At 63.3% G+C, this 26,968-nt stretch carries 23 protein-coding genes and 3 pseudogenes; 13 read left to right on the forward strand and 13 right to left on the reverse strand.

Translation table 11 applies throughout. The features are described from left to right. Positions 1-37: 37 nt before the first annotated feature. Positions 38-3,550, reverse strand: coding sequence for a DNA polymerase III subunit alpha (gene dnaE, locus IWX85_RS06405; RefSeq protein ID WP_196869157.1), 3,513 nt, complete (start codon positions 3,548-3,550; stop codon positions 38-40). Positions 3,551-3,646: 96 nt separating this feature from the next. Between dnaE and IWX85_RS06410 the strand changes: the two genes are divergently transcribed. Next, positions 3,647-4,441, forward strand: coding sequence for a sulfurtransferase (locus tag IWX85_RS06410; protein WP_051984313.1), 795 nt, complete (start codon positions 3,647-3,649; stop codon positions 4,439-4,441). Positions 4,442-4,452: 11 nt separating this feature from the next. Continuing rightward, positions 4,453-5,769: an ergothioneine biosynthesis protein EgtB gene (gene egtB, locus IWX85_RS06415; RefSeq protein WP_196869158.1), complete on the forward strand. Its 1,317-nt coding sequence runs from the start codon at positions 4,453-4,455 to the stop codon at positions 5,767-5,769. Here the strand turns inward: egtB and IWX85_RS06420 are convergent. From IWX85_RS06420 to IWX85_RS06450, 6 genes and pseudogenes are all read right to left on the reverse strand, one after another. After that, positions 5,760-5,996, reverse strand: coding sequence for a hypothetical protein (locus IWX85_RS06420; RefSeq protein WP_196869159.1), 237 nt, complete (start codon positions 5,994-5,996; stop codon positions 5,760-5,762). The genes egtB and IWX85_RS06420 overlap by 10 nt on opposite strands. Positions 5,997-6,032: 36 nt before the next feature. Next, positions 6,033-6,203, reverse strand: a pseudogene (locus IWX85_RS06425) (pirin-like C-terminal cupin domain-containing protein); the annotation flags it as partial. A gap of 64 nt (positions 6,204-6,267) precedes the next feature. Continuing rightward, positions 6,268-6,675 (reverse strand): OsmC family protein, encoded by a 408-nt coding sequence (locus IWX85_RS06435; protein ID WP_196869161.1) that lies wholly within the window; start codon positions 6,673-6,675, stop codon positions 6,268-6,270. 53 nt (positions 6,676-6,728) lie between these two features. After that, a complete protein-coding gene (locus IWX85_RS06440; RefSeq protein ID WP_196869162.1) occupies positions 6,729-7,307 on the reverse strand; it encodes a flavodoxin family protein in 579 nt (192 codons plus the stop codon). Beyond that, complete coding sequence (locus IWX85_RS06445; RefSeq protein WP_036810022.1) at positions 7,307-7,720, reverse strand: DoxX family protein; 414 nt, start codon at positions 7,718-7,720, stop codon at positions 7,307-7,309. The genes IWX85_RS06440 and IWX85_RS06445 overlap by 1 nt, the downstream gene beginning before the upstream one ends. 91 nt (positions 7,721-7,811) lie before the next feature. Continuing rightward, positions 7,812-8,513, reverse strand: coding sequence for a pirin family protein (locus tag IWX85_RS06450; RefSeq protein ID WP_196869163.1), 702 nt, complete (start codon positions 8,511-8,513; stop codon positions 7,812-7,814). A 108-nt stretch (positions 8,514-8,621) separates the two neighbouring features. Between IWX85_RS06450 and IWX85_RS06455 the strand changes: the two genes are divergently transcribed. The 6 genes from IWX85_RS06455 (at position 8,622) to IWX85_RS06480 (ending at position 14,732) form a co-directional block, all read left to right on the forward strand. Further along, the gene (locus tag IWX85_RS06455) at positions 8,622-9,575 is read left to right on the forward strand and encodes a LysR family transcriptional regulator (protein WP_196869164.1); all 954 of its coding nucleotides are present in this window, start codon (positions 8,622-8,624) and stop codon (positions 9,573-9,575) included. Positions 9,576-9,707: 132 nt separating this feature from the next. Next, the gene (locus IWX85_RS06460; protein WP_196869165.1) at positions 9,708-10,781 is read left to right on the forward strand and encodes an NAD(P)/FAD-dependent oxidoreductase; all 1,074 of its coding nucleotides are present in this window, start codon (positions 9,708-9,710) and stop codon (positions 10,779-10,781) included. 357 nt (positions 10,782-11,138) lie between these two features. Continuing rightward, entirely contained in the window at positions 11,139-12,164 is a 1,026-nt protein-coding gene (gluQRS, locus tag IWX85_RS06465; protein ID WP_196869166.1) for a tRNA glutamyl-Q(34) synthetase GluQRS, read from the forward strand. 1 nt (position 12,165) lies between these two features. Then, positions 12,166-13,059, forward strand: a complete 894-nt coding sequence (locus IWX85_RS06470; RefSeq protein ID WP_196869167.1) for a DMT family transporter — start codon at positions 12,166-12,168, stop codon at positions 13,057-13,059. A 51-nt stretch (positions 13,060-13,110) separates the two neighbouring features. Then, positions 13,111-13,827, forward strand: coding sequence for a tRNA (guanosine(46)-N7)-methyltransferase TrmB (trmB, locus tag IWX85_RS06475; protein WP_196869168.1), 717 nt, complete (start codon positions 13,111-13,113; stop codon positions 13,825-13,827). After that, on the forward strand, positions 13,824-14,732 hold the full coding sequence (locus IWX85_RS06480; protein WP_196869169.1) for an RluA family pseudouridine synthase: 909 nt from the start codon (positions 13,824-13,826) through the stop codon (positions 14,730-14,732). Before trmB ends, IWX85_RS06480 begins: the two co-directional genes overlap by 4 nt. Positions 14,733-15,178: 446 nt before the next feature. On the opposite strand, the gene IWX85_RS06485 is transcribed toward IWX85_RS06480, so the two are convergent. The 6 genes from IWX85_RS06485 to IWX85_RS06510 all read right to left on the reverse strand — a co-directional run bounded on the left by IWX85_RS06485 (position 15,179) and on the right by IWX85_RS06510 (position 23,228). Next, positions 15,179-16,297, reverse strand: a complete 1,119-nt coding sequence (locus IWX85_RS06485; RefSeq protein ID WP_036810008.1) for a transglutaminase-like domain-containing protein — start codon at positions 16,295-16,297, stop codon at positions 15,179-15,181. A 385-nt stretch (positions 16,298-16,682) separates the two neighbouring features. After that, complete coding sequence (locus IWX85_RS06490; protein WP_196869187.1) at positions 16,683-17,210, reverse strand: TlpA disulfide reductase family protein; 528 nt, start codon at positions 17,208-17,210, stop codon at positions 16,683-16,685. A gap of 220 nt (positions 17,211-17,430) precedes the next feature. Further along, on the reverse strand, positions 17,431-18,714 hold the full coding sequence (gene boxA, locus IWX85_RS06495) for a benzoyl-CoA 2,3-epoxidase subunit BoxA (RefSeq protein ID WP_036810006.1): 1,284 nt from the start codon (positions 18,712-18,714) through the stop codon (positions 17,431-17,433). Between the two features lie 246 nt (positions 18,715-18,960). After that, complete coding sequence (gene boxB / locus IWX85_RS06500) at positions 18,961-20,388, reverse strand: benzoyl-CoA 2,3-epoxidase subunit BoxB (RefSeq protein WP_196869170.1); 1,428 nt, start codon at positions 20,386-20,388, stop codon at positions 18,961-18,963. Positions 20,389-20,479: 91 nt separating this feature from the next. Continuing rightward, positions 20,480-22,138, reverse strand: a complete 1,659-nt coding sequence (boxC, locus tag IWX85_RS06505) for a 2,3-epoxybenzoyl-CoA dihydrolase (protein WP_196869171.1) — start codon at positions 22,136-22,138, stop codon at positions 20,480-20,482. 115 nt (positions 22,139-22,253) lie between these two features. Beyond that, positions 22,254-23,228, reverse strand: a complete 975-nt coding sequence (locus IWX85_RS06510) for a helix-turn-helix transcriptional regulator (protein ID WP_196869172.1) — start codon at positions 23,226-23,228, stop codon at positions 22,254-22,256. An 88-nt stretch (positions 23,229-23,316) separates the two neighbouring features. On the opposite strand from IWX85_RS06510, the gene IWX85_RS06515 reads away from it, so the two are divergent. The 5 genes and pseudogenes from IWX85_RS06515 to IWX85_RS06535 form a co-directional block, all read left to right on the forward strand. Further along, positions 23,317-23,784 carry a DUF4863 family protein gene (locus IWX85_RS06515; RefSeq protein WP_196869173.1) on the forward strand — a complete coding sequence of 156 codons (468 nt, stop codon included), beginning with the start codon at positions 23,317-23,319 and terminating at the stop codon, positions 23,782-23,784. Between the two features lie 22 nt (positions 23,785-23,806). Next, positions 23,807-24,142, forward strand: a pseudogene (locus IWX85_RS06520) (3,4-dehydroadipyl-CoA semialdehyde dehydrogenase); the annotation flags it as partial. Positions 24,143-24,189: 47 nt separating this feature from the next. Beyond that, positions 24,190-25,761 (forward strand): benzoate-CoA ligase family protein, encoded by a 1,572-nt coding sequence (locus IWX85_RS06525; RefSeq protein ID WP_196869174.1) that lies wholly within the window; start codon positions 24,190-24,192, stop codon positions 25,759-25,761. Beyond that, the gene (locus tag IWX85_RS06530; protein ID WP_196869175.1) at positions 25,758-26,591 is read left to right on the forward strand and encodes an alpha/beta fold hydrolase; all 834 of its coding nucleotides are present in this window, start codon (positions 25,758-25,760) and stop codon (positions 26,589-26,591) included. The genes IWX85_RS06525 and IWX85_RS06530 overlap by 4 nt, the downstream gene beginning before the upstream one ends. Continuing rightward, a pseudogene (locus IWX85_RS06535) lies at positions 26,551-26,808 on the forward strand (transposase); the annotation flags it as partial. The gene IWX85_RS06530 and the pseudogene IWX85_RS06535, both read left to right, overlap by 41 nt. Positions 26,809-26,968 lie beyond the last annotated feature (160 nt).

Here is a 26,968-nt window from a genome sequence, read left to right on the forward strand (position 1 = left end):
CTGATAGCGCCCGTATATCGTGCACAAAAGCACTATTTCATTCATAAACGATGCGTGCCAGGCCGTTGTCGGCCTGCGCCGTCCAGCTGGCCAGCGCCGCGTCGGTCGGGAAAAACCGGGCGGCATCGCCCAGCTGCAGCTCAGCCGTCGCACCCTGGCGGCGCAGGCTCAGCCGCACCGGCAGGCCACGCAGCGGCTCTGACACATCGGCCAGGCCGCTCGGGCGCGGCGGAAAGTCCCGGACCAGCCTGAAGATGTCCGGCGCCGTGCCGTTGACGGCGACGCGCAGGAACTTGCCGAAACGGCAGCGCGCCGATTCCAGGTCCCAGACCTGCGTGAGCTTGAAGCGCCGGCCAAAGCGCTCGGACGCGCCCTGCAGCGTGCCCTGCACGACCACCAGTTCGTCTTCCTTCAGCAAATGGCGGTTGGCGTTGTAGGTCGCCTCGTCCACCGAGGCTTCCAGCACATCGGTCTTGTCATCCAGCTTGAAGATGATCAGCTTGCCACGGTTGCCGTTGATGATGCGCAGGTCGGTGACGATGCCGGCCAGCAATTGCGAGTCGCGCGAGTCGATCAGGTCGTCGATCTTTCGCTTGGCGAACTGCCGCACTTCAGGCTCCACCTCGTCGAACAGGTGGCCCGACAGGTAAAAGCCGATGGCGGTTTTCTCCAGCACCAGCCGCGCCTTGACGCCAAACATCGGCGCCTCGACCAGTTCCGGCTCCTGCGTGCTGGACGCATGCGAGTCGGACATGTCGAACAGCCCGCCCTGGTTGGCGTTGGCCTGCGTGGCGGCGGAGAAATCAAAGGCGCGCTCGACGGACGCCATCAGCTCGGCGCGGTTCAGGTGCAGCTTGTCAAAGGCGCCGCCCTTGATCAGCGCTTCCACCGTGCGCTTGTTCATCTTGCTGCGGTCCACGCGCAAGCAAAAGTCAAACAGCGAGGTGAACGGGCCGCCTTCCTTGCGGGCGGCGACGATGGCGGCAATGGCCTGCTGGCCAGTGCCCTTGATCGCGCCCAGGCCGTAGCGCACCGACCTGGCGGTGATTGGCTCGAAGCGGTAGTCGCCCTGGTTGATGTCGGGCACCTCGAACGTCAGCCCCATCTCGTGCGCGTCGCCAAACAGGATTTTCAGCTTGTCGGTGTCGTCCATTTCAACGGTCATGTTGGCCGCAAAGAACTCGGCCGGGAAATGCACCTTGAGCCAGGCGGTGTGGTAGGCCAGCAGCGCGTAGGCGGCGGAGTGCGACTTGTTAAAGCCGTAGCCCGCGAACTTTTCCATCAGGTCGAACACCTCGTCGGCCTTTTCCTCGCCCAGGCCATTGATGCCGGCGCCCTTGCGGAAGATTTCCCGGTGCTGGGCCATCTCCTTTTCGTCCTTCTTGCCCATCGCGCGGCGCAGCATGTCGGCGCCGCCCAGCGAATAGCCGCCCAGGATCTGCGCGGTCTGCATCACCTGCTCCTGGTACACCATGATGCCGTAGGTTTCCTCCAGCATCGGCTTGACGCGCGGGTCCGGGTATTCGGGCACTTCCTTGCCCTGCTTGCGGGCAATGTAGGTCGGAATCAGGTCCATCGGGCCGGGACGGTAGAGCGCGTTCATCGCGATCAGGTCTTCGAGCCGGTCGGGCCGCGCGTCTTTCAGCATGCGCTGCATGCCGATACTTTCAAACTGGAACACGGCTTCGGTCTTGCCGTCGGCAAACAGCCGGTACACGCGCGCATCGTCGAGCGGCAGGTCTTCAAACTTGAAGTCTTTTTGCGCCGGGTAGCGGGCGATGATGAATTCGCGCGCAATTTCCAGGATGGTCAACGTCGCCAGCCCCAAAAAGTCGAACTTAACGAGGCCGATCGCCTCCACGTCGTTCTTGTCGAACTGGCTGACCGCCGATGTGCTGCCCGGCTGCAGGTAGAGCGGGCAAAAGTCGGTCAGCTTGCCCGGCGCGATCAGCACGCCGCCGGCATGCATGCCGACGTTGCGCGTCAGGCCTTCGAGCTTGCGCGCCAGTTCCAGCAAGGTGCGAACGTCTTCTTCCTTGGCTTCGCGCTCAGCCAGCACCGGCTCGGCTTCCAGCGCATAGACCATCTTGTCGTTTTTCTTGCGGTCGGCCGGCACCAGCTGCAGCGTGACGGCCTGGCCGGGCTTGTTGGGAATCAGCTTGGAAATGCCGTCGCAAAAGCCGTAGGGAAAGTCCAGCACCCGGCCCACGTCGCGAATCGCCGCGCGCGCTGCCATGGTGCCAAAGGTGACGATCTGGCTGACGGCGGTGTGGCCGTACTTGTCCTTCACGTAGTCAATGACGCGGTCGCGGTTGCTCTGGCAAAAGTCGATGTCAAAGTCGGGCATCGAGACGCGTTCAGGGTTCAAAAACCGCTCGAACAGCAGGTTGTAGCGCAGCGGATCGAGATCGGTAATTTTCAGTGCATAGGCCACCAGAGAGCCGGCACCGGAACCGCGTCCCGGCCCCACCGGGCAGCCGTTGGCCTTGGCCCACTGGATAAAGTCGCCGACGATCAGGAAGTAGCCGGGGAAGCCCATCTTCAGGATGGTGTTGATCTCGAACTCCAGCCGCGCCACGTATTCGGGCCGCTTGGCATCGCGAACGGCCGGACTCGGGTACAGGTGCAGCAGCCGCTCTTCCAGCCCCTCGAAGGACGTGTGCCGAAAATAGTCTTCAGGCAGCATGCGGGCGCCATTGACCTCGGGCGTCGGGAATTCGGGCAGCATCGGCTTGCCCAGCTCCAGTGTCAGGTTGCAGCGCTTGGCAATTTCAACGGTGTTGGCCAGCGCCGACGGCACATCGGCAAACAGCGCCTCCATCTGCGCCGCTGACTTGAAATACTGCTCGCGGGTGAACTTGCGCACCCGGCGCGCATTGCCCAGGATCTCGCCTTCCGAAATGCAGACCCGCGCTTCATGCGCCTCGTAGTCGTCGTAGGTCAAAAACTGGACCGGGTGCGTGGCCACCACCGGAAGCGTCAGTTGCGCCGCCAGCTGCACCGCGGCCCTGACATGGCGTTCGTCGTCGGCATGCCCAGAGCGCTGCAGCTCCAGGTAAAAGCGCTGCACAAACATGTTGGACAGGTGCAACGCGCATTCAGCGGCCCGGGCGCTATCGCCCTGCACCAAGGCCTGGCCCACGGCGCCGCGCTGCGCGCCCGACAGCGCGATCAGGCCTTCATTGAGTTCCTGCAACCACTGCAGCTTGACGACCGCCTGGTCGCGCACCACATTTTGGGTCCACGCGCGGGTGATCAGCTCGCACAGGTTGAGGTAGCCCTGGTTGTCCTGGACCAGCAGCAAGAGGCGCGACGCCGGCGCGCTGGCTTCCTTGCCGGGCGATTCGAGCCAGATGTCGGCGCCGATCAGCGGTTTGACACCCACCTTGCGCCCTTCCTTGTAAAACTTGACCGTGCCAAACAGGTTGCTCAGGTCGGTGATGGCCAGCGCGGGTTGCTGGTCGGCGGCGGCGGCTTCAACAATTTCATCGATGCGGTTGGTACCGTCAACGACTGAAAACTCGGTGTGGATTCTTAGATGGACAAACATGCGGTTCATTTTAGGTCTGGGGATGCGGCCCGGTTGCCGCCGCCCTGCCAGCGCGCCCGGGCCATGCGCCGGAGCGCCTGCCTACAATTGCGCATCATGAAAATTCTGAATATTGCTGCCTACCGTTTTGTGGCGCTGGACCGCTTGCCCGAACTGAAGGACGCGATCGCGCAGGCGCTGGCGGCGCGCCACATCAAGGGAACCGTGCTCCTGGCCAAAGAAGGCATCAATCTTTTCCTGGCTGCCGACAGCACCGCCATTCATGATTTTTTGGCATGGCTGCAACGGGATGCGCGTTTCCAGGACCTTGACATCAAGCAAAGCTGGTCGGCGGCCCAGCCTTTCGGCAAGCTGCTGGTCAAGGTCAAACCGGAAATCATCCGCATGAACCATCCGGCCATCCAGCCCGCAGCAGGCCGCGCGCCAGCGGTGGACGCGCCCACGCTCAGGCGCTGGCTGGACCAGGGCCAGGATGATCACGGACGGCCGGTGGCGATGCTGGATACGCGCAACACCTATGAAGTCGAGGCGGGCACTTTCCGGCAGGCCATCGACTGGCGCCTGGCCAAATTCACCGAATTCCCGCAGGCGGTGCAGGACCACAGCGACGCGCTGGCCGGCAAGACCATCGTGAGCTTTTGCACCGGCGGCATCCGCTGCGAGAAAGCGGCGATTTACCTGCGCGAAGCCGGCATTGAGCATGTTTACCAGCTCGACGGCGGCATCCTCAAATACTTTGAGGAATGTGGCCCGGCACATTTTGACGGCGAATGCTTTGTCTTTGACGACAGGCGCGGAGTGGATTCAGCACTCAACCCCCGCGTCGATATTGAGGCATCGTCTGACAGCCACACCGCACACACCGTGGGATGCTTGGCAGCCCGAACCTGACGGAACCCACCATGCCTTCCTTTCAAACTGCACGCCCCATCGCCGCAGCGTCAGCGCCGCTGGCACTGCGCTTCGAGCACGTTCGCGCCCAAACCGTGCAACTGGTCAAGCCGCTGAGTGCCGAGGACTGCCAGCTGCAGTCCATGCCCGACGCCAGCCCGGCCAAATGGCACCTGGCCCACCTGACCTGGTTTTTTGAAACTTTCGTGCTGGAACGCTTCGAGCCGGATTTCAAGCCCTTTGACGCTGGCTTTCGCGTCCTGTTCAACAGCTATTACAACGGCGTGGGCGACAAATACCCACGCCCGCAGCGCGGCTTGATCAGCCGGCCGTCGCTGGACGAAGTGCTGGCATACCGGGCGCAGGTCGATGCGCGCGTGCAGGACGTCGTGTCCAGGGCCGGTGATGCCGACCACGCGGAACTGGCGCAGCTCATACGCCTGGGCCTGCAGCACGAGCAGCAGCACCAGGAACTGCTCTTGTCCGACATCCAGCATGCGCTGTCGTTCAACCCGCAGCGCCCGGCTTATGCCAGGCGCTGGCCGCTGGCGAGCACCGCGCCGCAGCCGGTGCGCTGGCATGGCTATGACGGCGGCCTGGTCGCGCATGGCTTTGACGCCGCTCTGGACGGCGCATTTGCGTTTGACAATGAAACCCCCCGCCATCCGGCCTATGTGGCGCCGTTCGAGCTGGCCAGCCGGCTGGTCACCAACGGCGAAATGATCGAATTCATGGCGGACGGCGGCTACCAGCGGCCGGAACTCTGGCTGTCGATGGGATGGGACTGGGTGCAGGCCGGGCAGCGGCAGCTTCCGCTGTACTGGCAGGAAGACGACGCTGGCAACTACCGCCATTTCACGCTGCAGGGGCTGCAGGACGTTGACCCGAACACGCCCGCCTGCCACCTCAGTTATTTTGAAGCCGATGCGCTGGCGCGCTGGGCCGGGGCGCGGCTGCCGACCGAGTTTGAATGGGAACTGGCCGCACGCCGGCTGCCCGCTTCAAGCGCAACGTCGGGAAATTTTGTGGAAACCGGGGCCTACCATCCGCTGCCGCAGCAGCACGCCAGCCTGGCGTCACCGGCCCAGATGTTCGGCGATGTGTGGGAATGGACGCAGTCCAACTACAACCCCTACCCGGGCTACCAGCCGTGGGAGGGGCTGGTCGGCGAATACAACGGCAAGTTCATGTGCAACCAGTTCGTGCTGCGTGGCGGCTCCTGCGCCACGCAGCAAAGCCATATTCGCGCCAGCTACCGCAATTTTTTTCCGCCCGACGCGCAATGGCAGTTCAGCGGCGTGCGGCTGGCGCGCGACGTTCAGGGCTGAAAATCCGTCGCGCGTATTTCCGGCGTTCCGGGGATCTCCGGCATCACGGGCGTCTCAGGCGTTGCCGGTATTTCCGGCATGTCTGGTGTTGAAGGAATTTCCGGATAGTCGGGCTTAACTGGCATTTCGGGCACTGCAGGCGCAGGGGCTATTTCAGGGGTGGCAGGCGTCACTGGCGGGATTTCGGGCTGTGCTGGCGTGGGGGATATTTCAGGGAGGGTTGGCATGGTCGCGGTTGGAAAGGTTGGGGGGCTGTCCCGCCCCTACGGCCTGCGCTCGGGCAGGGAAATGAATTCTTCGTCGCCGGCGACCTGGCCCATGCGCTGGGCTGCCCAGTCATCGCCGGCCTGGGCTATGCGCTCTTTGCGGCTGGAGACAAAATTCCACCAAATGAAGCGATGCCCGTCACCGATTGCCGGCTGGCCGCCGGCAACAGGCGGCTGACCAGAAAGCCTCCGCCCAGGTCGTTGCCCTGTCCGATCAATGTGAGCTTGATGCTCATGGCAGCCGCTCCATCCGGGTGGTAATTTCAGTCGTGACCGTGGTCATGAGCTTGTGGACCGGGCATTTCCGGGCCACCGCTTCAAGTTCCTTGAGTTGTGCATCGCTCAAGGCGCCGTGCAGCTTCAGGGTGGTGGTCAGGCGGTAAATGCCCTTGCGCTCGTCCGCATCGTCACGCTCGACCCGCGTCTGGATGTCATCGACCGGAATGCCTTTCTTGCGGGCATACCATATCACCGTCAAGGCCTTGCAGGCACCCAGCGCGGCATCGTAGAGGTCATGCGGGCTGGGGCCGGTGTCGTCGCCGCCTTCGGCCTTGCTGGTGTCGGTCACCAGTTCGTGGCTGCGGACATGCACCGTCTGCGCCAGCGTGGCGCTGCGGTCAAGCAGGAGTTCAATCGTCATACAGTTTCCTTATGAAAAATTGACAAGGGCTGTGGTGCCGCGGCACCGGCACATCAGCGGTGAAAACGGCCTGCCACAGCCGCCACACGCTCGCCGAAACTGCGCGCCGTTTCCAGGTCGCCCTGCGCCATTTCACCAGCGCCGGCGTCCGAAGGCGAATGCGCCATCGCGCCGGAGTAAGAACCGAGAAAGTTCGGGTCGTTGCGCTGCGCGGCCTTGCTGTTGCTGGGCAGGATGCCCTGGCTGATCCAGATGCCGCCGTGCTGCATGGCCAGGGTGAACAGGTAGATCAGCGTGGACGACTTGTCGCCGTTGGGCGCCGCACTGTTGGTGAAACCGGCAAACAGCTTGTCCTTCCAGGACTCGGTGTACCAGGGTTTGGACGACGCGTCGGCAAACTTCTTGAACTGCCAGCTGACGCTGCCCATGTAGGTCGGCGAGCCCATGATGATGGCATCGGCGGCAGCCAGCGCCTCCCAGCCGCCTGCCGGCAGGTTGCCTTCGCCATCAATGGCAATGAGTTCGGCACCGGCCCCCGCCGCAACGGCTTGCGCCATGCGTTGGGTGTGGCCGTAGCCGGAGTGGTAGATGACGACCACGACCGGGTCGCTGGAAGCGGCGACGCTGGCCATCACGCACCCCGCCGGTTGCCGTCAACACTCCAGGCGCCAGCGCCCCAGGCGGCCACTGTCAGCAAGCCGCCGACCACGGCGATGTTCTTGAAGAAAGACTGCTGCTGCGCCATGACCTGCTCGGCGGGCACGGCCCAGAAATTGTGAAAGATGAAGGTGATGACAACGGTGAAAAAGGCGATGCCGAGCGCTGCCCAGCGCGTCTGCCAGCCGATCAACAGGAGCAGCCCCAGCCCCAGTTCCACACCGATGGCGGCGGCGGCGGCCAGCTCTTGAAACGGCACGCCCTTGGAGGCAATGTAGTCTGCAGTTTTGGCAAAACCGCCGATCTTGCTGAAACCGGCTGGAATGAACAACAGTGCCAGCAGCATGCGGCCGATGAGCGAAAGGGGATTTTGAAGCGAAACGAACATGTTGAATCCTTGAAAAAGTGAATGCAATGATGAATCAAAAAAAGCCGCCGGGCAAGCCGGCTGCGCGTCTGGCGGTGATCCGCCTTGCCTTTCAGGGCGCCAGGTCGAACACCAGCACCTCGGCGGCCTGGCCTTTTGCCAGGCGCAGGCGGTCTTCTGCCTGGAGCAGCGCGGCGTCGCCGGCGTGAAGCACCTGCCCGTTAACCTCCAGCTGGCCGCGCACCAGATGCACATAGGCCTTGCGCTGGGGATCCAGCGCCAGCACGGCCGACTCCTCACCATCGAACAGGCCGGCATGCAGCCGGGCATCCGCATGGATCAGCACCGAGCCCTGCGCACCCTCGGGCGAGGCCACCAGCCGCAGCGCGCCACGCTTGTCCAGTTCGGCAAAGGTTTTCTGCTCGTAGCCGGGCGCAATGCCGGTGACGTTGGGCTCGATCCAGATCTGCAGGAAATGGGTGGTCTGGCCCTCGGCATGGTTGAACTCGCTGTGCTGCACGCCGGTGCCCGCACTCATGCGCTGCACGTCGCCGGGCGGAATGCCCTTGACGTTGCCCAGGCTGTCCTTGTGCGCCAGCTCGCCGCTCAGCACGTAGCTGATGATTTCCATGTTCTGGTGGCTGTGCGTGCCAAAGCCCCGGCCGGCGGCCACGCGGTCTTCATTGATGACGCGCAGGTTGCCAAAGCCCATGTGCGCCGGGTCGTGGTAGCCGGCGAATGAGAAGGAATGGAAGGACTTGAGCCAGCCGTGGTCGGCATAGCCGCGTTCGCCCGAGGGCCGTAATGTCATCATGAGGTGCGCCTTTCAAGGTGCGTTGCAATGCCTTGACTTTAGGTGCCGCCAGCGCTTGCATCGTTGCGCCGGTTTGCTGGCATCATTCAAATATTTTGAAGGATTTTCATGCTGGCGCCCCAAAATCTTGTGCGCGACGCGCTGACGCCCGAAGTCATCCGTCTGATCGACACCATCCACCGCACAGGCAGCATGGCGGCCGCCGCACGCGCGCTGGGCGTGGTGCCCAGCGCCCTGACCTACCGCATCCGGCAGGTCGAGGACGCGCTCGACGTGCTGCTGTTTGACCGCTCGACGCGCCAGGCCAGGCTGACCGTGGCGGGCCAGGAACTGCTGCGTGAAGGCAACCGCCTGCTGCTCGAGCTCGACGCCATTGCCAACCGCGTCAAGCGCGTGGCCACGGGCTGGGAGCCACAACTCACGCTGGCGGTGGACAGCGTGGTTTCGCGCACCACTGTGCTCGAACTGTGCGAAGCCTTTCTTGCCTTGAATCCGCCGACGCGCCTGAAGATCCGAGAGGAAGCGCTGTCGGGAACGCTCGAAGCGTTGACCTCGGGCCAGGCCGACCTGGCCATTGGCGTGGCGGTGGAACCGGCGCCCAACCTGTCGGTGCAAAGCCGGCCGCTGGGCACCCTTCACTTCGTCTATGCCGTCGCGCCGCACCATCCGCTGGCGCAGGCCGCCGAGCCGGTGCCTGACGCGCAGCTGTTGCTTCACCGCGCCGTGGTGGTCGCCGATTCGGTCAGGCAGGGCAGCGGCGTGACCAGCGGGTTGCTGGGCGGGCAAGACGTTTTCACCGTTCCGGGCATGCCCGAAAAGCTCGCTGCGCAGTTGCGCGGACTGGGCGGCGGCTTTTTGCCGGAATACCTGGCGCGGCCGCACATTCAAGCCGGACGCCTGGTCAAAAAACAGATGCAGCGCGCCACGCGGATGATTCCGATGCGCTACGCCTGGCGCTGCGCAACGCCCGGCGCCGAAGGGCGGGCGCTGCAATGGTGGCTGCAGCAGCTCGGCCATCCGGCCACCCGCAAGGCGCTGCTGGAGCCCGCCCACCCACTATAAATCCGTGCCGGCGGGCGCCAAGCACCGGCTGCGGTGTAGAGTGTGCGCATGGCATTGGCTGATGCCTGACTTTTCGTCACGATGCCATTTCTTCCCGACCTTTTCCTTCACCTCAGAAAAAGTAAAAAAGTCATGACAAACAAACCCTTCACCGCTGCTTTCTTTGAACCTGCCGTACAGCGTCACATCGCCGTCGTGGGTGCCGGCATTGCCGGCGTCACCTGCGCGCGAACGCTGGTCCAGGCCGGGCACCGCGTCACAGTCTTTGAAAAAAGCAAGGGCGCCGGCGGGCGCATGTCCACCCGGACCACCGAATTTGGCGGTTTTGACCATGGCGCGCAGTATTTCACCGTGCGCGACGAACGCTTCGAAAAAGCCCTGGCCACTGCTTCCGGGCTGGTGCGGCCCTGGAGCGCCAACAGCGTGCAAGTGCTGGACGACCTGGGACGCGTCGTGGCGGCGTCGCTGCCCGCCAAGGAAGCCCACTGGGTGGCCAAGCCGGGCATGAATGCGCTGGTGCGCCAGTGGGCCCAGCCTTTGGCAGATGCTGGCCAGCTGGTGCTGGACACGCGCGTGGTCTATATCGAGGAAGACAAGCTAGACCCCAAGCGCTGGCAGTTGCAGACCGATGGCCCGGGCGCCGGCGTGCATTCCGGCTTTGATGCCGTGGTGCTGGCGATTCCCGCACCGCAAGCGCATGCCCTGCTGCGCGATTCGGAACAGGCCGCGCCGCTGCTGGCCGACGTGGCAGGCGTGAACGTGGCACCCTGCTGGACGCTGATGGTGGCGTTTCCACAGGCGCAGCAGCCCACGCTGCAAAGCCTGGGCCCGCAGTGGAACGTGGCCCGCAGCACCCACCACCGGATTGCCTGGCTGGCGCGCGAGTCGTCCAAGCCCGGGCGCGGCCCTATCGAACGCTGGACGGTACAGGCCAGCCCCGCGTGGTCGCAGCGCCACCTCGAAGACGACGCCGAGCGCGTCAAGGCCAAGCTGCTCAAGGCGTTCACCGAAGTGACCGGCATCCGCGCCGAGCCCCCCTACGCGTCAGTGCACCGCTGGCGCTATGCCCAGACCACCAAGCCGCTCGGCAAGACGCATGCGTGGGATGCCGAATCGCGCATCGGCGCCTGCGGCGACTGGTGCCTGGGCCACCGGGTCGAGGACGGCTTCGTGTCCGGACTGGAAATGGCACTGGCGATTCTTTGACAGGTTGAGGCGATGCCGACCGGAGCCGCGAACGAAGCGACCAGCGTGGAGGCATTTCTTACCACCCAGCAGGCACCGTGGAACCAGTTTTGCGAGGCCGAAAACTCAGCCGCTCACCAAGACAAAGAGTTATGCGAAGCGGGCGGCTGTAATGCGGCGCAGGCGGGCGCGACGAGCGTAGCGGCATCCTCTCCAACCCAGCAGGGGCCACGGATCTGGCTTTGCCAGTCCGCAGGCGCAGCAGCCCCCTACGGGGGGCAGGAAGCTACACGCAGTGAGCGACCGTGGGGGCAACATTCTCGGGCCACAGGCGCAGCGGCCCCCTCGGGGGGCAGCGAACCACACGCAGTGGGGAGCGTGGGGGTCAAATACATTGGCCGCTTCGCCCCCTCGCCGACCGGACCGCTGCACGCCGGTTCACTGGTTGCCGCGCTGGCCAGCTGGCTGGACGCGCGCGCACGCAGCGGGCAATGGCTGGTGCGCATCGAAGACGTCGACACGCCGCGCTGCCTGCCCGGCGCCGACCTGGCCATCCTGTCTCAACTGGCCGCCTGCGGGCTGGTGCCCGACGCGCCGCCGGTTCACCAGTCGCAGCGTGGCGCGCTGTATCAGCAGGCACTCGATCGGCTCGTGCAAGGCGCCAAAGCCTATCCCTGCGGCTGCACACGGCTGGACATTGCCCGCGCGCTGGCCGCTTCGGGACATTCCAGGCAGCGGCATGGCGAACTGGTCTATCCGGGCACCTGCCGGCCAGGCCTTGACGGACGGCCTGCGCGCGCCTGGCGCTTGCAGGTTGATAAAAATGAATCAAAACCCGCTCTTGCGCAGGCAGGAAAAGCGCAAGCAGCTATTGATTTCATAGTCAACCCTGCCAGCAAGTCGGTTGAAGCGCACGTGCGCTGGCACGACCGGCGGCTCGGCTGGCAAGGCCAGAATGTGAGCCGCGAGGTGGGCGATTTCGTGCTCAGGCGCGCCGATGGCCTGTGGGCCTACCAGCTGGCCGTGGTGGTCGATGACGCCGTGCAAGGCATCACCGATGTGGTGCGCGGCGCCGACCTGGCCGACAACACGGCACGGCAAATCCTGCTGCAGGGCGCGTTGGGCCTGGCTGTGCCGCGCTACCTGCACACGCCGCTGGTGCTGGGTGCGAACGGCGAAAAATTGTCGAAACAAAATGGCGCGCAGGCGCTAGACACCCGGGACCCGCTCGCAGCGCTGAACCGGGCGGCTGTCGTGCTGGGGCTGAAGGCGCAGACTGGCCCGGTGGCCGATGCGCTGGCCCGCTGGGTGAACGCCTGGCAGGACACGCTGGCTCTTCCTGCGCACGGTCCGGCGCCCGGCACTGGCCTTTTTGCGAACCCTCCCTGCCAGGAGGTGCAGTGACATGACCCCATCACGCATCCTTTTCCTCACCGCAGGGGCCATGGCCGCCTTTGCCGGCAATTCATTGCTCTGCCGGATGGCGCTGAAAGAAACCGGCATCGATGCCGCGTCGTTCACCGCCATCCGTCTGGTGTCCGGCGCGCTGGTGCTCTGGGCGGTGGTGCGCAGCACGCGCAGCACGCGCGGCGCGCAGGCGGGCAAGGGCAACTGGCTGTCGGCCCTGGCACTGTTTTCGTATGCCGCCTGCTTTTCATTTGCCTACGTCAGCCTGCCCACAGGAACCGGTGCGCTGCTGCTGTTCGGCGCGGTCCAGGCCCTGATGATCGGCTACGGCATCTGGTCGGGTGAACGACTGCGGCCCTTGCAAATCACTGGATTGGCACTGGCCTTTGGCGGGCTGGCCGGCCTGCTGCTGCCCGGCGTGTCCGCACCGCCGCTGGCCGGTTCGGTGCTGATGCTGCTGGCCGGCATGTCATGGGGAATCTATTCGCTGCGCGGCAAGGGCGCGGGCGACCCGACGCGGGTGACCGCTGGCAACTTTTTGCGGGCGGCGCCGCTGGCGGTGGGGCTGGGCCTGGTCATGCTGCTGTCCCGGGGCGCGTCGCTGGACGCGGCGGGTTTCTGGCTGGCGGTGGCGTCGGGTGCATTGACCTCGGGCATCGGCTACGCGGTCTGGTACAGCGCCCTGCCCGCGCTGAAAGCCACGAGCGCGGCCAGCGTGCAGCTAAGCGTTCCGGTGCTGGCCGCGATCGGCGGCATCGCCTTTCTGGGCGAGCCGCTGACGATGCGCCTGGCGTTGGCATCAAGCGCCATTCTGGGCGGTATCGCGCTGGTGGTGCTGCAACAGCGCGCCTTGCCCGAGCTTGTGCCGGACGGGCAGAAGGCGGCGCACTAAAATCGCTGGGTGATTGAATCTCCCCCCCCCATCCCGCCCGCCACGCCCGCCATGTCGGACCTTCACGAAGGCGCTCCCGCCGACGTGAGCCATCCCCGCACCATCCGCAGTTTCGTGCGCCGCACCGGCCGCACCACCGTCGGCCAGGCCAAGGCCTTCGCCGATGTCGGCCCGAAGTTCCTGCTGGCCTACACCGGCACCCCCATGGACTTCGCAGCCGTTTACGAACGCGACGTACCGACGGTTCTTGAAATCGGCTTTGGCATGGGCGAAGCCACCGCGCACATCGCGGCCCTGATGCCAGAAAAGAATTTCCTGTGCTGCGAAGTGCACACGCCCGGCGTCGGCGCGCTGCTCAAGCGCATCGACGAGCAGGCACTTGGCAACATCCGCATCCTGCAGCATGACGCGGTCGAGGTGATCGACCACCTGCTGCCGCTGGCCAGCCTGGACGGCGCGCACATCTTTTTCCCCGACCCGTGGCACAAGACCAAGCACAACAAGCGCCGGCTGATCCAGGCGCCCCTGATCGCCAAGCTGGCCGCGCGCCTCAAGCCAGGCGGCTACCTGCACTGCGCGACCGACTGGCAGCCGTATGCCGAGCAGATTCTGGAAGTGCTCGCCGCCGAGCCCCTGCTGGTCAACACGGCTGGCGCGGGCAGCGATGGCTACGCGCCCAAACCCGGCTACCGCCCGCTGACCAAGTTTGAGAACCGGGGCATCAAGCTCGGCCACGGTGTGTGGGACCTGGTGTTCACGCGCGCGTGAGCCAATTGCTGGCCCATGGCGGGTTGCCGACGCGTCACGGCGTCGGCCCGAGCTGCGTCAGCCTGCCGGCGGGCAGCTGGCCGACCTTCACCGATTTTTTGGCCGAACGTTTTCCGGCCATCACGCGGACCACCTGGCTGGAGCGCATGGCCGCCGGTCTGGTGGCTGACGAGTTTGGCGACCCGGTGACGGCCCAGCGCCCGTTCCAAGGCCACATGCGGCTGTACTACTACCGCGCCCTGCCCTTGGAGGCGCGCATTCCGTTCGAAGCCGCCGTGCTGTTCCAGGACGAGCACCTGGTGGTGGCCGACAAGCCGCATTTCCTGCCGGTCACGCCTTCGGGCCATTACCTGCAGGAAACACTGCTGGTGCGGCTGAAAAACCAGCTGGGCATCGACAGCCTGACGCCCATCCACCGCATTGACCGCGAAACCGCCGGCCTGGTGCTGTTTTCCGTCCGGCCGGCAGAACGCGACGCCTACCAGGCGCTGTTCCGGCGGCATGAAATCGTCAAGCATTACGAAGCGCTGGCGCCGTGGCGCCCCGAACTGCGGTTTCCCCTGCAGCGCAAATCACGCATCGTGCAAGACCAGCCTTTTTTCCGGCAGCGCGAAGTGCCGGGCGAAGCCAACAGCGAGACACATATCGATGTATTGCAGATCCGGGGCGAACAGGCGCTGTATGCGCTGAGCCCCGTGACCGGAAAAAAGCATCAGCTGCGGGTGCACATGAATGCGCTGGGCCTGCCGATCCGCAACGACCGGATGTACCCGCCAGTCGACGTGACGCCTGACGATGATTACGCGCGGCCGTTGCAGTTGCTCGCCAAGTCAATTGCGTTCACCGACCCGCTGAGCGGCGAGTCGCGCCGGTTTGAAAGCCGGCTCGGTTTATTCCTGGAATAAGGCAAATACTCTCATTTTGGTAGCTGCTCGCGCTTATGCAGCAAGCGCGAAACGCCTGTTTGGCATAAGTCGCAGATGTCGGGTTAGGCTTCGCCAACCCGACTTGTATCGTGCCAGCAGTGCTTGAGGCACAAAAGTAACGATCAAGCAGAGCGTGAAGCTGTTGGCGAACGAGCGGTCAAACCAGCAAGCCAAGGCATGGGCCCCTGGCTGCCGATCAGAGAACCCAGGGCCCAGCGAAGCGATGGCCCGTCAGAGCGTTCAGCTCTTCCCCGAATCAAGGCAACTTTCTTTGGTGACTTTCTTTTTTGCCAGAAAAGAAAGTCACCCCCGCCGGGAAGGCGCTCACCCCTCAAACCACAGTAGAAATTACCCAAAGGCAAAGGAACAAGAACAGAAAACGCAGCCATCAATGCGCAAGCGTCAGCAATTATCAAAAATCAGCCTCAAGCCTTGATTTCCCGCGCCGTGATCTGGTACTTGAAATCATCTGGCGCATACGAGTCAAAGCGTCCGGCAGCGTTTTCAGCCACCGGGTACATGAAGAACCCCAGCGGGCTAGCCTTGGCGTTCGGCAGCGACACGTCATGCGCGGTGTTGTAGGCCATCCAGTTGCCTTCCCAGCCGCCGAACAGCGCCTTGTTGACCGGCGCCACCACCGGGCTGATGGTGTTCTTGATCCAGTCGGCCGTTTCCATGCGCATGACCTTGGCGACATCGGCCGGGTCCATCGCCACCCAGCCGTAGCCCTTCAGGTAGGCTTCGCTGCGGCAGTGCTGCGCGCCCTTCAGGCTGGCCGGATTGCCCGACAGTTCCTTGTAGCCAAAGGCTGACGGCACCAGCCGGATGCCGTACACGTCGCGCGCCGGGATGCCAACGGCGCGGCACAGGCCGACAAAGATCGCATTCAGGTCGGCGCACTTGCCGCCCAGGTTGCCGGTTTCCAGCATGGTCCGGATGTCGCCTTCGCCGCAGCCGCGCACCTTGGGCTCGCGGTAGGTATTGGTGACCACCCAGTCGTAGATTTGCTGGACTTTTTGCACGTCGGTCCTGGCGCCCTGCGTCGCTTCCAGCGCGGTGGTGCGCACGATGCCATCGGTCGGGATCAGGTCGGTGGGCCGGGTGAAATAACGCAGCGTGTCGGCATCCTCGGCAGGGGCGGTCTTTTGCGACCAGTCGGTTGCCCGGTTTTGCGTCTGCACGCGGCTGATGAGTTCGACAAACGGCCTGGCCTCGCCAGCGGCAAAGTCAACGTACAGCATCTTGGCGCCCTCCTGGCCGTCTTGCATGAACTTGCCCGTGCCATTGCTGGAGAAACTGCTTTCCAGCGAACGCTGGTAGTCGCTGTTGACCGACGGAATCGGCAACCACACGCGGGTGGCGCCATTCAGCTGGGCAATGTCCACCCGGGTCGTGACCTCGAACGCACGCCAGGCGCCGCTTTGCGGTGCAAACAGGGTGCGCGAGGCAGCCAGGGGCGACTGGGCAAAGTTAAGGCCTGGCAGGGAAGCGGCCAGGGCGGCGGCGGCCGTGTTTTTCAGCAAGGTGCGGCGTAGGGTGGTCATCGATGAACTCCTGGGAAGGATGGTGAAAGGGTCACAGCACCGGGGCAGGTGAAGAAGCACCGGGAAGTGGTGCCGGGGTGGGCGGCTGTTGCAGGGCAGCGCGCCAGTCATGGGCAGCCCTTGATTATCGCTGGAGCCGATGCAACCGCTCGTGCGGCTTGTCACGCGGGGTTATTCGAGCATTCTGTAATTCCATTTCCAAATCACGCCGATATGTCGTGGCTTCGCCTTGCCGTGCTACAGCACTGCCTGCGGCTTCGCGCCTGATCGCGGAATGATTTGGAAATGGAATAAGGACAGCGTCGTGTGTATCAGCTCAACATTTGCTGGTCAATTCGCAGGGCCGAAATGCCATGCCATGGCAGAAAGCTGGAAAGACCCAGGGTCACAGCAGGCTGGCGATCAGCTTCCCGGCTGCCTGGCCAGTCCAGTCCAGTTCGCCCTGCACCCGGTGCCTTGGCCGGCCCCGGCGGTCCAGGGTCAGCGTGGTCGGAAAAATCCTGACACCCCATTGCCGCGCGGCCTGGCCATCGACATCGAGCAGCACCGGCAGCATGATGCCGGCCTGCTGCGCGAACTGCAGGGCGCTGGCCGGTTTTTCCTTGAAGTTGATGGCCAGCACCAGCAGCTTGTCGGCGCCCTGCAGGGCGGCTGCCTGCTGGAGCGAAGGCATCTCGGCGCGGCAGGGTTCGCACCAGCTGGCCCAGAAGTTGAGCAGCACCGCCCGGCCCCGGAAGTCGGCAGGTCGCCAGGTCTTGCCGGTGGTATCGACCAGCGCGAAAGCATCCACCGGACCGCCCCACGGGCTGACCTGGTAAGCCTCGCCGGAGACGGCCTGCGGCAACACGGCAGCGCCGAGGGTGGCAAGCGCGGCCTGCACAAGGGAACGGCGTGAGCGAAGGGCGGAAAACATGTCGGGCATGGGTGTCAAGCTTAACGGGGAATTTGCAGCAGCCCGGACCTTGCAGGGAAAGCGCTGGAGCGAAAGTTCGCTGCCTCACCACACAGCGCACAAGGCGCCTGACCGCTTCTTGCTACTTAATTTATAGCTTCTTTTGCATACCAGTCGTGCGCCAGAGGCCTATTTGATGCAAAAACCCGACCGACTGGACGGAACGAATGCGCTCCAGCCTTCAATAGGTTTCCAGATGCAGCCGCCCTTGAGTCTTGAGCGCCGCGCCGACCGTTTGCCACTCCAGGCCAGCCTGCTGCGCCACATCGCGCAGCGCCAGCACCACGCCCTCCTCCATGCTTTTCAGGCCGCAGACATAAAAGAAGGTCGAAGCATCCTGCAGCAGCAGCGCCAGGTCGGCCGCTCGCTCGCGCATCACGTCCTGCACATAGCGCTTGGGTTGACCCGGCGTGCGCGAAAACGCAAAGTTGATGTCGATGAAATCCTTGGGCAGGCTTTGCAGCGGGCCAAAGTAAGGCAGCTCTTCCTGGGTGCGGGCGCCGAAAAAAAGCATCAGCTTGCCCGCCTCGAACTTGCCCGACTTGCGCAGCCGCCGGCGCCACTCGGTCATTGCCCGCATTGGCGCGCTGCCAGTGCCTGTGCAGATCATCACGATGTTCGAGCGCGGATGGTTGGGCATCAAAAAGCTCGCGCCAAACGGGCCAATCACCTCGACCCGGTCACCCACCTGCAAATCGCACATGTAGTTCGAGCCGACGCCGCGCACCGGATTGCCCTGGTGGTCTTCAAGCACCCGCTTGATCGTCAGCGACAGGTTGTTGTAGCCGGGACGCTCGCCGTTGCGCGGACTGGCAATGGAATACTGGCGCGCATGGTGCGGCCGGCCGTTGGCATCAACCCCCGGCGCCACGATGCCGATGGACTGGCCTTCAAGCACCGGGAAAGGCATCTTGCCGAAGTCCAGCACGATGTGGTGCGTGTCGTAATCGTCGCTGCCAATCTCGGTCACCCGCACATTGCCTGTCACGGTGGCGGTGATGAATTTTTCAGCCGCTTTCGGGCCGTACAGATTGAGGTAGGCATGCGCGGCCGACCAGGGCGGCAGGCTTGCGCCGGACTGGGCGCTGTTGAAAACCGTCTCGCCACTGGCGGCGGCAGGCAGCGCAGGCGCCACCGGTTCGATGTCGGGAATGGCACCGGCTGCCACGCCTTCTGCCGCCAGTTCTTCGGGGGTGAGTTCGGCCGGCAACTCGTCCCAGCCCAGTTGCGCCTCCAGGCTGTAGGCCTTGATGCGCGGCAGGGTACGCCAGTTGTCAATCGAGCCGGTCGGGCATGGCGAAATGCAGGCCATGCAGAAATTGCACTTTTCAGCATCGACCACGTAGTTCATCGAGTCATGCGTGATGGCCTGCACCGGGCAGGTCGCTTCGCAGGTGTTGCAGCGAATGCAGATTTCCGGGTCGATCAGATGCTGCTTGATGACGTGTATTTCGGTCATGTCCATGGCGGTTTCCGATAAGGGCTTGGTGGCAACTACGCTTCAAACGTCAATAATAAAGCGCGAAATAAGGAAGCAAAAGGCCGTCACGCCAGGCCACCCGCTTGAGGTATCACAGTTCGCAAAGCAGGAAACAGAACGGTACCAAATCCCCGCCGTCCAAATTCCGGACGCGGAACCGGCTTCGCCGGGCCGCAGGCGGAGCGGCCCCCTCGGGGGGCAGCGAACCACGCGAAGCGACAAGCGTGGGGGTCAATTAAATCGGACATAGTCGTAATCCACGGGCTGGCGGTTGATGCCCATGACCGGCGGCGCAATCCAGTTGGCGAACTTGCCGGGCTCGATGCAGCGGCCCATCAGGCTGGCGACGTAGGCGCGGTCTTCGCTGCTGGGCAGCCACTGGTTGACGCAGGCATTCCACTCGGCGTCAAGCACCACGCGGCCATCGGGCGACACCTTGACTTTGGACAGCGAGCCGATGTTGCGGTGAAACGCCTTGTGCGGCACCTTGAGCCGTGTCGCAATGCCGGCCTTGGCCAGCACCTTGTTCCAGCGCTCGACGCCGGCCACCGAGTCACGGATGTAGTCGTCGCGCAGCACTTCATTGAGCGCGTTGAGCATTGGCACTTCCTTTTCGGCCAGCTGGCCGTCCTTGACCTCGATGACCTGGTAGGTCTGGCCCTTGAGCACATGGTCATCGACACGCTTGCCTTCTTCGTAGCGGCCTTTGAGGCCCGAACTGTAGAAAGTGGCGGCATTGCTCGACTCGTCGGCGCCGAACAGGTCGATGGTGACGCTGTAGTGGAAGTTGATGTAGCGCTGGAGGGTCGGCAGGTCGATCACGCCGGCAGCGCGCAGCTTGCCCACGTCGTCGGTCTTGAGCTCGTTCATCTTTTGCGCGGTGCGCTGGATGACGCGGGAAATGCCGCTTTCGCCGACAAACATGTGGTGCGCTTCCTCGGTCAGCATGAACTTGGTGGTGCGGGCCAGCGGGTCAAAAGCGCTTTCGGCCAGCGCGGCCAGCTGGAACTTGCCGTCGCGGTCGGTAAAGTAGGTGAACATGAAAAAGCTCAGCCAGTCCGGCGTCTTTTCGTTGAAGGCACCCAGGATGCGGGGGTTGTTCTCGTCGCCACTGCGGCGCTCCAGCAGGCCTTCGGCTTCATCGCGGCCGTCGCGGCCGAAATGCTTGTGCAGCAGATATACCATGGCCCACAGGTGGCGGCCTTCCTCAACATTGATCTGGTAGAGGTTACGCAGGTCGTACATGCTGGGTGCGGTCAGGCCGAGGTGGCGCTGCTGCTCGACCGATGCCGGCTCGGTGTCGCCCTGGGTGACGATGATGCGGCGCAGGTTGGCGCGGTGTTCGCCGGGCACGTCGGTCCAGGCTTTTTCGCCCTTGTGGTCGCCAAAATGAATGTCGCGATCGGCGCTGCCGGGGTTCAGGAAAATGCCCCAGCGGTAGTCGCGCATCTTGACATGGCCAAACTGCGCCCAGCCTTGCGGATCGACGCTGACGGCGGTGCGCAGGTACACGTCGGAGTTGGTCGAGCCTTCGGGGCCGATGTCATCCCACCAGTTGAGGAAGTTGGGCTGCCACTGCTCCAGCGCGCGCTTGAGCGTGCGGTCTTCGCCGAGGTTGACGTTGTTGGGAATCGTTTCGCTGTAATTAATGCTGGACATGAGGGTCTCCAAAAATAACGGACGGATTCGGGGGAAAAAATTTCGGTTGCGGCGCGCCACCGGACCACGCCGCACAACGAGGGGATTGCGGTTAGACGCGGTTCCAGTCGAACTGGGATTTTTCGCCCTTGCCATACACCTTGAGTGCGCCTTTTTCACCGACGGCGTTGGGCCGCTGGAATATCCAGTTTTGCCAGGCAGTCAGACGGCCAAAAATTCGGGTGAACATGTTTTCGGGGCCGTTGAAGCGCAGGTTGGCTTCCATGCCGGTCAGCGCATCGGGCGACATTGACACGCGCTCTTCGATGGCAATCCGCACTTCGTCGGTCCAGTCGATGTCGTCGGGGTTGGCCGTCACCAGGCCGACCGCAAAGGCGGCGTCAGCATCGAGCGGCTGGCCGGCCTTGGCGCGCACGGCTTCCAAGGCCGGCTGCTCGTCGTAGAAGCGGCGGCCCAGGCGGCTCTGGCCGGTGACCATCGGGTACAGGCCAAAGTTGGTGTCGGCCACGGTGATTTTGGGTGCGCGTTCTTCATCATCCGGCAGCGCCAGGTGGTAGCTGCGGTCGCAGGCCAGCGCCAATTCAAGATAAGTGCCGACAAAACACGAACCGGGCTCGATCAGCGCAAACAGGCTGCGCGACGACAAGTCAAGGCGGCTCAGCGTGCGGCGCAGCAGTCCAATGGTTTCACGCACCAGCCAGTGTTTCTGGTTCGCCAGCAACACGTCATCCATGGCCAGCACGGCGGCCGCATCGCCTGCGGTCTTTATCAGCCAGACACCGATGTCAAGTTCGTTGGTGCGCATCATCAAAATCGCGTCTTCGAGTTCGCGCGCCAACACCAGCGGGAACCAATCGGCGCCCAGCGCTTCAATGCCAGCTATGTCGCAGGGCTGGACGCCCGCAGGGGACTTGATGGTCCAGGTGGCCGTGCGTTTGGTGCGGTTCATCTCCACCCTCACGTTCGAATAACGCAGTGCATCCGCTTCGACGGTTCGATTCAGGGCCTTGAGCACCACGCCCTTGCCATCGGCGGGGCGGTCGCTCTGTTCGGCCAGTGCCAGCGCGCGGGTTTGTACTTTCTGGGCAAAATCGACGGCCTTGGCAATGTCGTCGACCAGACGCCAGTCCTTGGCCTTCTGGCCGCGCACGCCTTCAACGCTGGTGCAAAACAGGTCTGCCAGGTCATGGCGCACATGGCGCTTGTCGGTCACGCGGGTCAGGCCGCCAGTGCCGGGCAGCACGCCGAGCAATGGCACTTCGGGCAGGCTGACGGCGCTGGAGCGGTCGTCGATCAAAATAATTTCGTCGCAGGCCAGCGCCAGCTCATAACCACCGCCAGCGCAAGCGCCATTGACGGCCGCCAGGAACTTCAGGCCGCTGTAACGGGAGGAATCCTCCAGCCCGTTGCGGGTTTCGTTGGTGAACTTGCAGAAGTTCACCTTCCAGGAATGGCTGCTCACGCCCAGCATGAAGATGTTGGCGCCGGAGCAAAAAACTTTTTCCTTGGCGCTGGTGACGACCACGGTGCGCACTTCCGGATGCTCGAACCGGATGCGGCTGATGGCGTCGTTCAATTCAATATCGACCCCGAGGTCGTAGCTGTTGAGCTTGAGCTTGTAGCCAGGACGCAGGCCGCCGTTTTCATCAATGTCCACCGCCAGCGTGGCAACAGGGCCATTGAAGCTGAGTTTCCAGTGCTTGTACTGCGCGGGGTCAGTCTGGTATTCGACACGGGTGGCAGTGGTCATGGGTTCAGGTCTCCAGTTTGATGCATGAAAATGCATTCATTGAAAGTCAATATACGCATGATAATGCAACCAACAAAAAACAAACAAGCATTTTTATGCAGATTTTTGTAAACGATCAAACCGGCAACTGCAACGCCTCCCGAACGGTCTGACGCAACACCTGATAAGTCAAGTCAAGACTCTGAGCGCTGGTATCTACCTTGAACTGCGCCTTTGAATAGAAAGCCGCACGCCCCGAAAGAATGCCCTTGAGGTCTTCCATGGCCTGCTTGCTGGCCGCCATGGGCCGCAAGTCACCCTGCGCCAACACCCGCTTCATGTGGTCTTCGGGGTCGGCCTGCAGCCAGACCGTGGTGCAGTGCGACAGCAACTGGTTGAACGTGGCCGGGTCCGACACCAGGCCGCCGGGCGTGGCAATGACCGCTTCCGGGTAAATCTGGATGGTTTCTTCCAGGGCCCGGCGTTCATAGCGGCGGTAGGCATTCATGCCATACAGCGCCTGGATTTCCGAGACGCTGCAGCCGGCAAATTTTTCGATCTCACGGCTCAGTTCGACAAACGGAAACCCCAGGTCTTCAGCCAGCAGCGCACCCAGCGTTGACTTGCCGGCGCCACGCAACCCAATCAGCGCGACCTGCGAACTGATGGCAGTGTTGCCACTGCCAGTGCCCAGCAACTCGCCGACGGCAATGCGCACCCGCCGCAGCGCCACCTCGTCGCGGCCTTCGAGCAACTCGCGAATCAGCAGCCATTCGGGTGACAAGGTCGTCACGTCGCCAATCAGTTCGGCCAGTGAACAGTGCAGCGCGCGGGCCACCTGCAGCAGCACCAATATGGAGGCATTGCCTTCGCCGTATTCCAGGTTTGCCAAATGTCTTTCGGACACATCGGCGGCGATTGACACGGCTTTTCGGGTCATTCCGCGCCGCGACCGCAAGGCCTTGACCCGTTCACCCAGCGAAACCAGGAAAGGATTTTTCTCATCAGTTTCAGCCGCATTGAGCACTGGAAGCGGCGCTTCGACGAAATCATTCGTCGGTACAAAGGAAACAGGTACTAACCCTGATACATGCAATATATTGCTTGACATGATGTTTTTTAAGAATTATGGTTCATACAAGCACAATAATTCATATTGCGTGAATTGACAAGTTCAACACACTATACGGAGAACACGCATGCCGCCTGCAGAATTCCGAGAACAAATCACGCAACTGACAGCCCAACTGGCCGGCCGCCCGCTGGATGCCGAACTGGATGCGTGGCTCAACGCCGAGCATGGCGTCGACAGCAGCACCTACTGTCAGCTCAAGCAGTCGTGCATGACCGGCGCTGCCGAAGGCTGGATGTGCGACCGCGCGGGTGGCGGCATTCGTTACGGTCGCATTTTCAAGCAGGCTGATGACCTGCACGGCTTTTCGGTCGATGTAGTGGACATGAAGGACATCGCCGGCCCGCACCATGCGCATCCGCTGGGCGAGATCGACCTGATCATGCCGATTGATGAAGGCGCGCAGTTTGACGGCAGCCCCGCCGGCTGGCTGGTTTGTCCACCCGGCAGTGCGCACCAGCCCACCGTGTCCAGCGGACGCGCGCTGGTGCTGTACCTCTTGCCTCAGGGCAGCATCGAATTCAGCCGGCAATGATTTTTCAGGAAAAAATCTCTTTATGAGTGCACAGGCCGAAGTGCTGCACGATGGCGCCAGTCATCAACTGGTTGAAGCCGATGCAACGCTGGCCTGCTGCGTCGGACCCGCGCTGCTGACGTGTTCGTATGGCAGCGATGGCGACGCGCTGGCCACCACGGCCCTTGAGCTTGCCGACAGCCATGGCCGCGTGCATGTGATCTCGCTTGACATGGCCGTACTGCAGAGCGGCCACCGCAACGTCATGCTGCAGTCGCTGCATGGCGGACCGGGCCGCGCAGGCGGCGGTGAAGAATTCGGCGGGCTGCGCGCCCTGAACTTGTGCCACCGCCGCAGCGCCGTGCAGGCGCATTTGTAGGGCAGACGCCCCCGCGCTCTGAAGCAAAAGACAAGGAGACAAACCCCATGCGCATCCCATCCCACATCCCGGCGCCCGGCACGACGTTCAACTTCGCGCAGCACCTGATTGCCCGCAACACCTCGCGCCCCGCCAAGACGGCCTATATCGACGATGCTGGAACCCTGAGCTACGGCGAATTGGCGGAGCGCATCCGTCGTCTGGCCGCTGCACTGCTGGCCGCTGGCGTGCGCCGCGAAGAGCGGGTGCTGCTGCTGATGCACGACTGCAGCGACTGGCCGGTCAGCTTTTTGGGCGCGATGTATGCCGGCATCGTGCCGGTCGCGGTCAACACGCTGCTGACGGCTGATGACTATGCCTTCACGCTGGCGCACAGCCGCGCCCAGGCCGTGCTGGTGTCGGGTGCGCTACTGCCGATGCTGCAGGAGGCCATGGGCAAGGGCGCGCATGAGATCAAGACCGTTATCGTTTCGCACCCCGGTGCCGACTTGCCTGAAGGCAGCGTGGCGCTCGATGCGCTGATCCAGCAGCACCTGCCGCTGGCCCAGGCCGCCGCCACCAGCCCCGATGATCCGGGCTTCTGGCTGTATTCCTCGGGCTCCACCGGCAAGCCCAAAGGCACGCTGCACACGCAGGCCAATCCTTACTGGACGGCAGAGCTCTACGGCAAACCCATCCTGGGCCTGACCGAGCGCGATGTGTGCTTTTCCGCCGCCAAGCTGTTCTTTGCCTACGGGCTGGGCAACGGCCTGAGCTTTCCGCTCAGCGTCGGCGCCACGGTGGTGCTGATGGCCGAGCGCCCGACGCCGGCGGCCACCTTCAAGCGCTGGATTGACCACCAACCCACGGTGTTCTTTGGCGCGCCCACCGGCTTTGCCGGCATGCTGGCCGCGCCCGGCCTGCCCAATAAAAACCAGGTGTCGCTGCGCATGGCGTCTTCAGCCGGCGAAGCCTTGCCCGCCGATTTGGGCGAGCGCTTCACCGCCCACTTTGGCATCGAGATCATCGACGGCATTGGCTCGACCGAGATGCTGCATATCTATCTGTCCAATCTGCCGGGCAAGGTTCGCTACGGCACCACCGGCTGGCCGGTTCCTGGCTACCAAGTGGAACTGCGCGGCGATGACGGCCGCCCGGTTCCTGATGGCGACACCGGTGACTTGTACGTCCAAGGGCCAAGCGCGGCGCTGCTGTACTGGGGCAACCGCGAAAAATCCCGCGAAACTTTTCAGGGCGGCTGGACCAAAAGCGGCGACAAGTATGTTCGCAACGCCGACGGCACCTATACCTATTCGGGCCGCAGCGACGACATGCTCAAGGTCAGCGGCATTTACGTCTCGCCCTTCGAGGTCGAGGCCACGCTGTCGCAGCACCCTGCCATTCTGGAGGCGGCCGTCATTGGCGTGGCGGATGCCGATGGCCTGACCAAGACCAAGGCCTTTGTCGTGCTCAAGTCCGGCCAGCTGGTCAGCGAAGACGAACTCAAGGCCTTCGTGAAAGAGCGGCTGGCGCCCTACAAGTACCCGCGCACGATCGAATTTCTGGCCGAACTGCCCAAGACCGCCACCGGCAAGATCCAGCGCTTCAAGCTGCGCGACCTGCAAGGCCCGGCCCAATGACGCTGGCGGCGAAGTTCATCGACATTCACTGGGCAGGCTGCAGCCTTCGCATTGAGCACCAGTGGATTGCCCGCGAAAAGTCTGACCAGCCGCTGATCGTCTTATTGCATGAAGGCCTGGGGTCAGTCTCGATGTGGCGGGAGTTTCCGCAGCGCCTGTGCGAGGCGGCAGGCTGCCGGGGGTTGGTGTATTCGCGCCCCGGCTATGGCCGCTCGACGCCGCACACAGCGGAAGAGACACTGGGAACGGACTTCATGCACCGGCAAGCGCGGGAAGTGCTGCCTGCCCTGATGGAGGCGCTGGGCATTGACGCCACGACAGACAAGCCTTGGCTATTGGGCCACAGCGACGGCGGCTCCATCGCCCTGCTCTACGCGGCCCGTTTTGCGCAGCGTATTGCAGGTGCCATCGTGCTCGCACCGCATATTCGGGTGGAAGAAGTATCCGTCAGCAGCATTGCCAAAGCGCGCACCGCCTATCTAAAAACCGACCTGCGCCAGCGCCTGTCCCGCCACCATGACGACCCGGATTCAGCCTTCTGGGGCTGGAGCGATATCTGGCTGCGCTCCGACTTCATGCACTGGTCTATCGAAGAAGAAATCAGCACCATCACCTGCCCGCTGCTGGCCGTGCAGGGACTGGACGACGAATACGGAACGTTGGAACAAATTCGTGGCATCGCGCGCCGCGTTCCGCAAACCCAATTGCTCGAACTGCCTGAATGCGGCCATTCCCCCCACCGCGACCAGCCCGACAAGCTGATCGCCGCCCTCGCTGCTTTCATTCACCAGCCCTCTACAGGCTTCGTCAGGCAAGGTTCAACGCCATAGGCTCAATCGTGGCGGAGATCGCCAGGCCAACAACGCGTTGTGGACCGTTGCAATGGTTCGTATGCGAAGCGACGCGCGCACGCGGCAATATGTAGAGCGGCGTACCGGTGAAGGCCTGTCAAAAAAGGAAATTCACCGTTGCTTGAAACGCCACATTGTTCGGGAGCTGTACCCTCTCATCTTGGCTGATTTAAAAGACGCTGCATTTATTGCTTGATATAGGAGCGTCAATGCCTGCAGCGAGACGCTGCTCTGTTGGCGCCGATTGAATATTGACCAGCTGGGGGTGCGGCGGAAATCTTGGACTGGTTTATGCCGGAATTCCAAGGCTATCCCGGTATTCGAGGGGACTAAGTGAGCCGAGGGATATTTTGATC

The organism is Polaromonas sp. CG_9.11 (assembly GCF_015752225.1).
Lineage (GTDB): Bacteria > Pseudomonadota > Gammaproteobacteria > Burkholderiales > Burkholderiaceae_C > Polaromonas.

Bases quoted from the DNA above. Each gene is read 5' to 3' on its own strand.
- IWX85_RS06435 (WP_196869161.1), bottom strand. From the start codon at position 6,675: ATGACGATTGAACTCCTGCTTGACCGCAGCGCCACGCTGGCGCAGACG.
- IWX85_RS06455 (WP_196869164.1), top strand. From the start codon at position 8,622: ATGCTGGCGCCCCAAAATCTTGTGCGCGACGCGCTGACGCCCGAAGTC.
- IWX85_RS06470 (WP_196869167.1), top strand. From the start codon at position 12,166: ATGACCCCATCACGCATCCTTTTCCTCACCGCAGGGGCCATGGCCGCC.
- boxB (WP_196869170.1), bottom strand. From the start codon at position 20,388: ATGTCCAGCATTAATTACAGCGAAACGATTCCCAACAACGTCAACCTC.
- trmB (WP_196869168.1), top strand. From the start codon at position 13,111: ATGTCGGACCTTCACGAAGGCGCTCCCGCCGACGTGAGCCATCCCCGC.
- IWX85_RS06530 (WP_196869175.1), top strand. From the start codon at position 25,758: ATGACGCTGGCGGCGAAGTTCATCGACATTCACTGGGCAGGCTGCAGC.
- IWX85_RS06490 (WP_196869187.1), bottom strand. From the start codon at position 17,210: ATGTTTTCCGCCCTTCGCTCACGCCGTTCCCTTGTGCAGGCCGCGCTT.
- IWX85_RS06445 (WP_036810022.1), bottom strand. From the start codon at position 7,720: ATGTTCGTTTCGCTTCAAAATCCCCTTTCGCTCATCGGCCGCATGCTG.
- IWX85_RS06510 (WP_196869172.1), bottom strand. From the start codon at position 23,228: ATGTCAAGCAATATATTGCATGTATCAGGGTTAGTACCTGTTTCCTTT.
- IWX85_RS06420 (WP_196869159.1), bottom strand. From the start codon at position 5,996: ATGCCAACCCTCCCTGAAATATCCCCCACGCCAGCACAGCCCGAAATC.
- IWX85_RS06410 (WP_051984313.1), top strand. From the start codon at position 3,647: ATGAAAATTCTGAATATTGCTGCCTACCGTTTTGTGGCGCTGGACCGC.
- IWX85_RS06440 (WP_196869162.1), bottom strand. From the start codon at position 7,307: ATGGCCAGCGTCGCCGCTTCCAGCGACCCGGTCGTGGTCGTCATCTAC.
- dnaE (WP_196869157.1), bottom strand. From the start codon at position 3,550: ATGTTTGTCCATCTAAGAATCCACACCGAGTTTTCAGTCGTTGACGGT.
- egtB (WP_196869158.1), top strand. From the start codon at position 4,453: ATGCCTTCCTTTCAAACTGCACGCCCCATCGCCGCAGCGTCAGCGCCG.
- IWX85_RS06460 (WP_196869165.1), top strand. From the start codon at position 9,708: ATGACAAACAAACCCTTCACCGCTGCTTTCTTTGAACCTGCCGTACAG.
- IWX85_RS06450 (WP_196869163.1), bottom strand. From the start codon at position 8,513: ATGATGACATTACGGCCCTCGGGCGAACGCGGCTATGCCGACCACGGC.
- IWX85_RS06525 (WP_196869174.1), top strand. From the start codon at position 24,190: ATGCGCATCCCATCCCACATCCCGGCGCCCGGCACGACGTTCAACTTC.
- boxA (WP_036810006.1), bottom strand. From the start codon at position 18,714: ATGGACATGACCGAAATACACGTCATCAAGCAGCATCTGATCGACCCG.
- IWX85_RS06485 (WP_036810008.1), bottom strand. From the start codon at position 16,297: ATGACCACCCTACGCCGCACCTTGCTGAAAAACACGGCCGCCGCCGCC.
- IWX85_RS06515 (WP_196869173.1), top strand. From the start codon at position 23,317: ATGCCGCCTGCAGAATTCCGAGAACAAATCACGCAACTGACAGCCCAA.
- boxC (WP_196869171.1), bottom strand. From the start codon at position 22,138: ATGACCACTGCCACCCGTGTCGAATACCAGACTGACCCCGCGCAGTAC.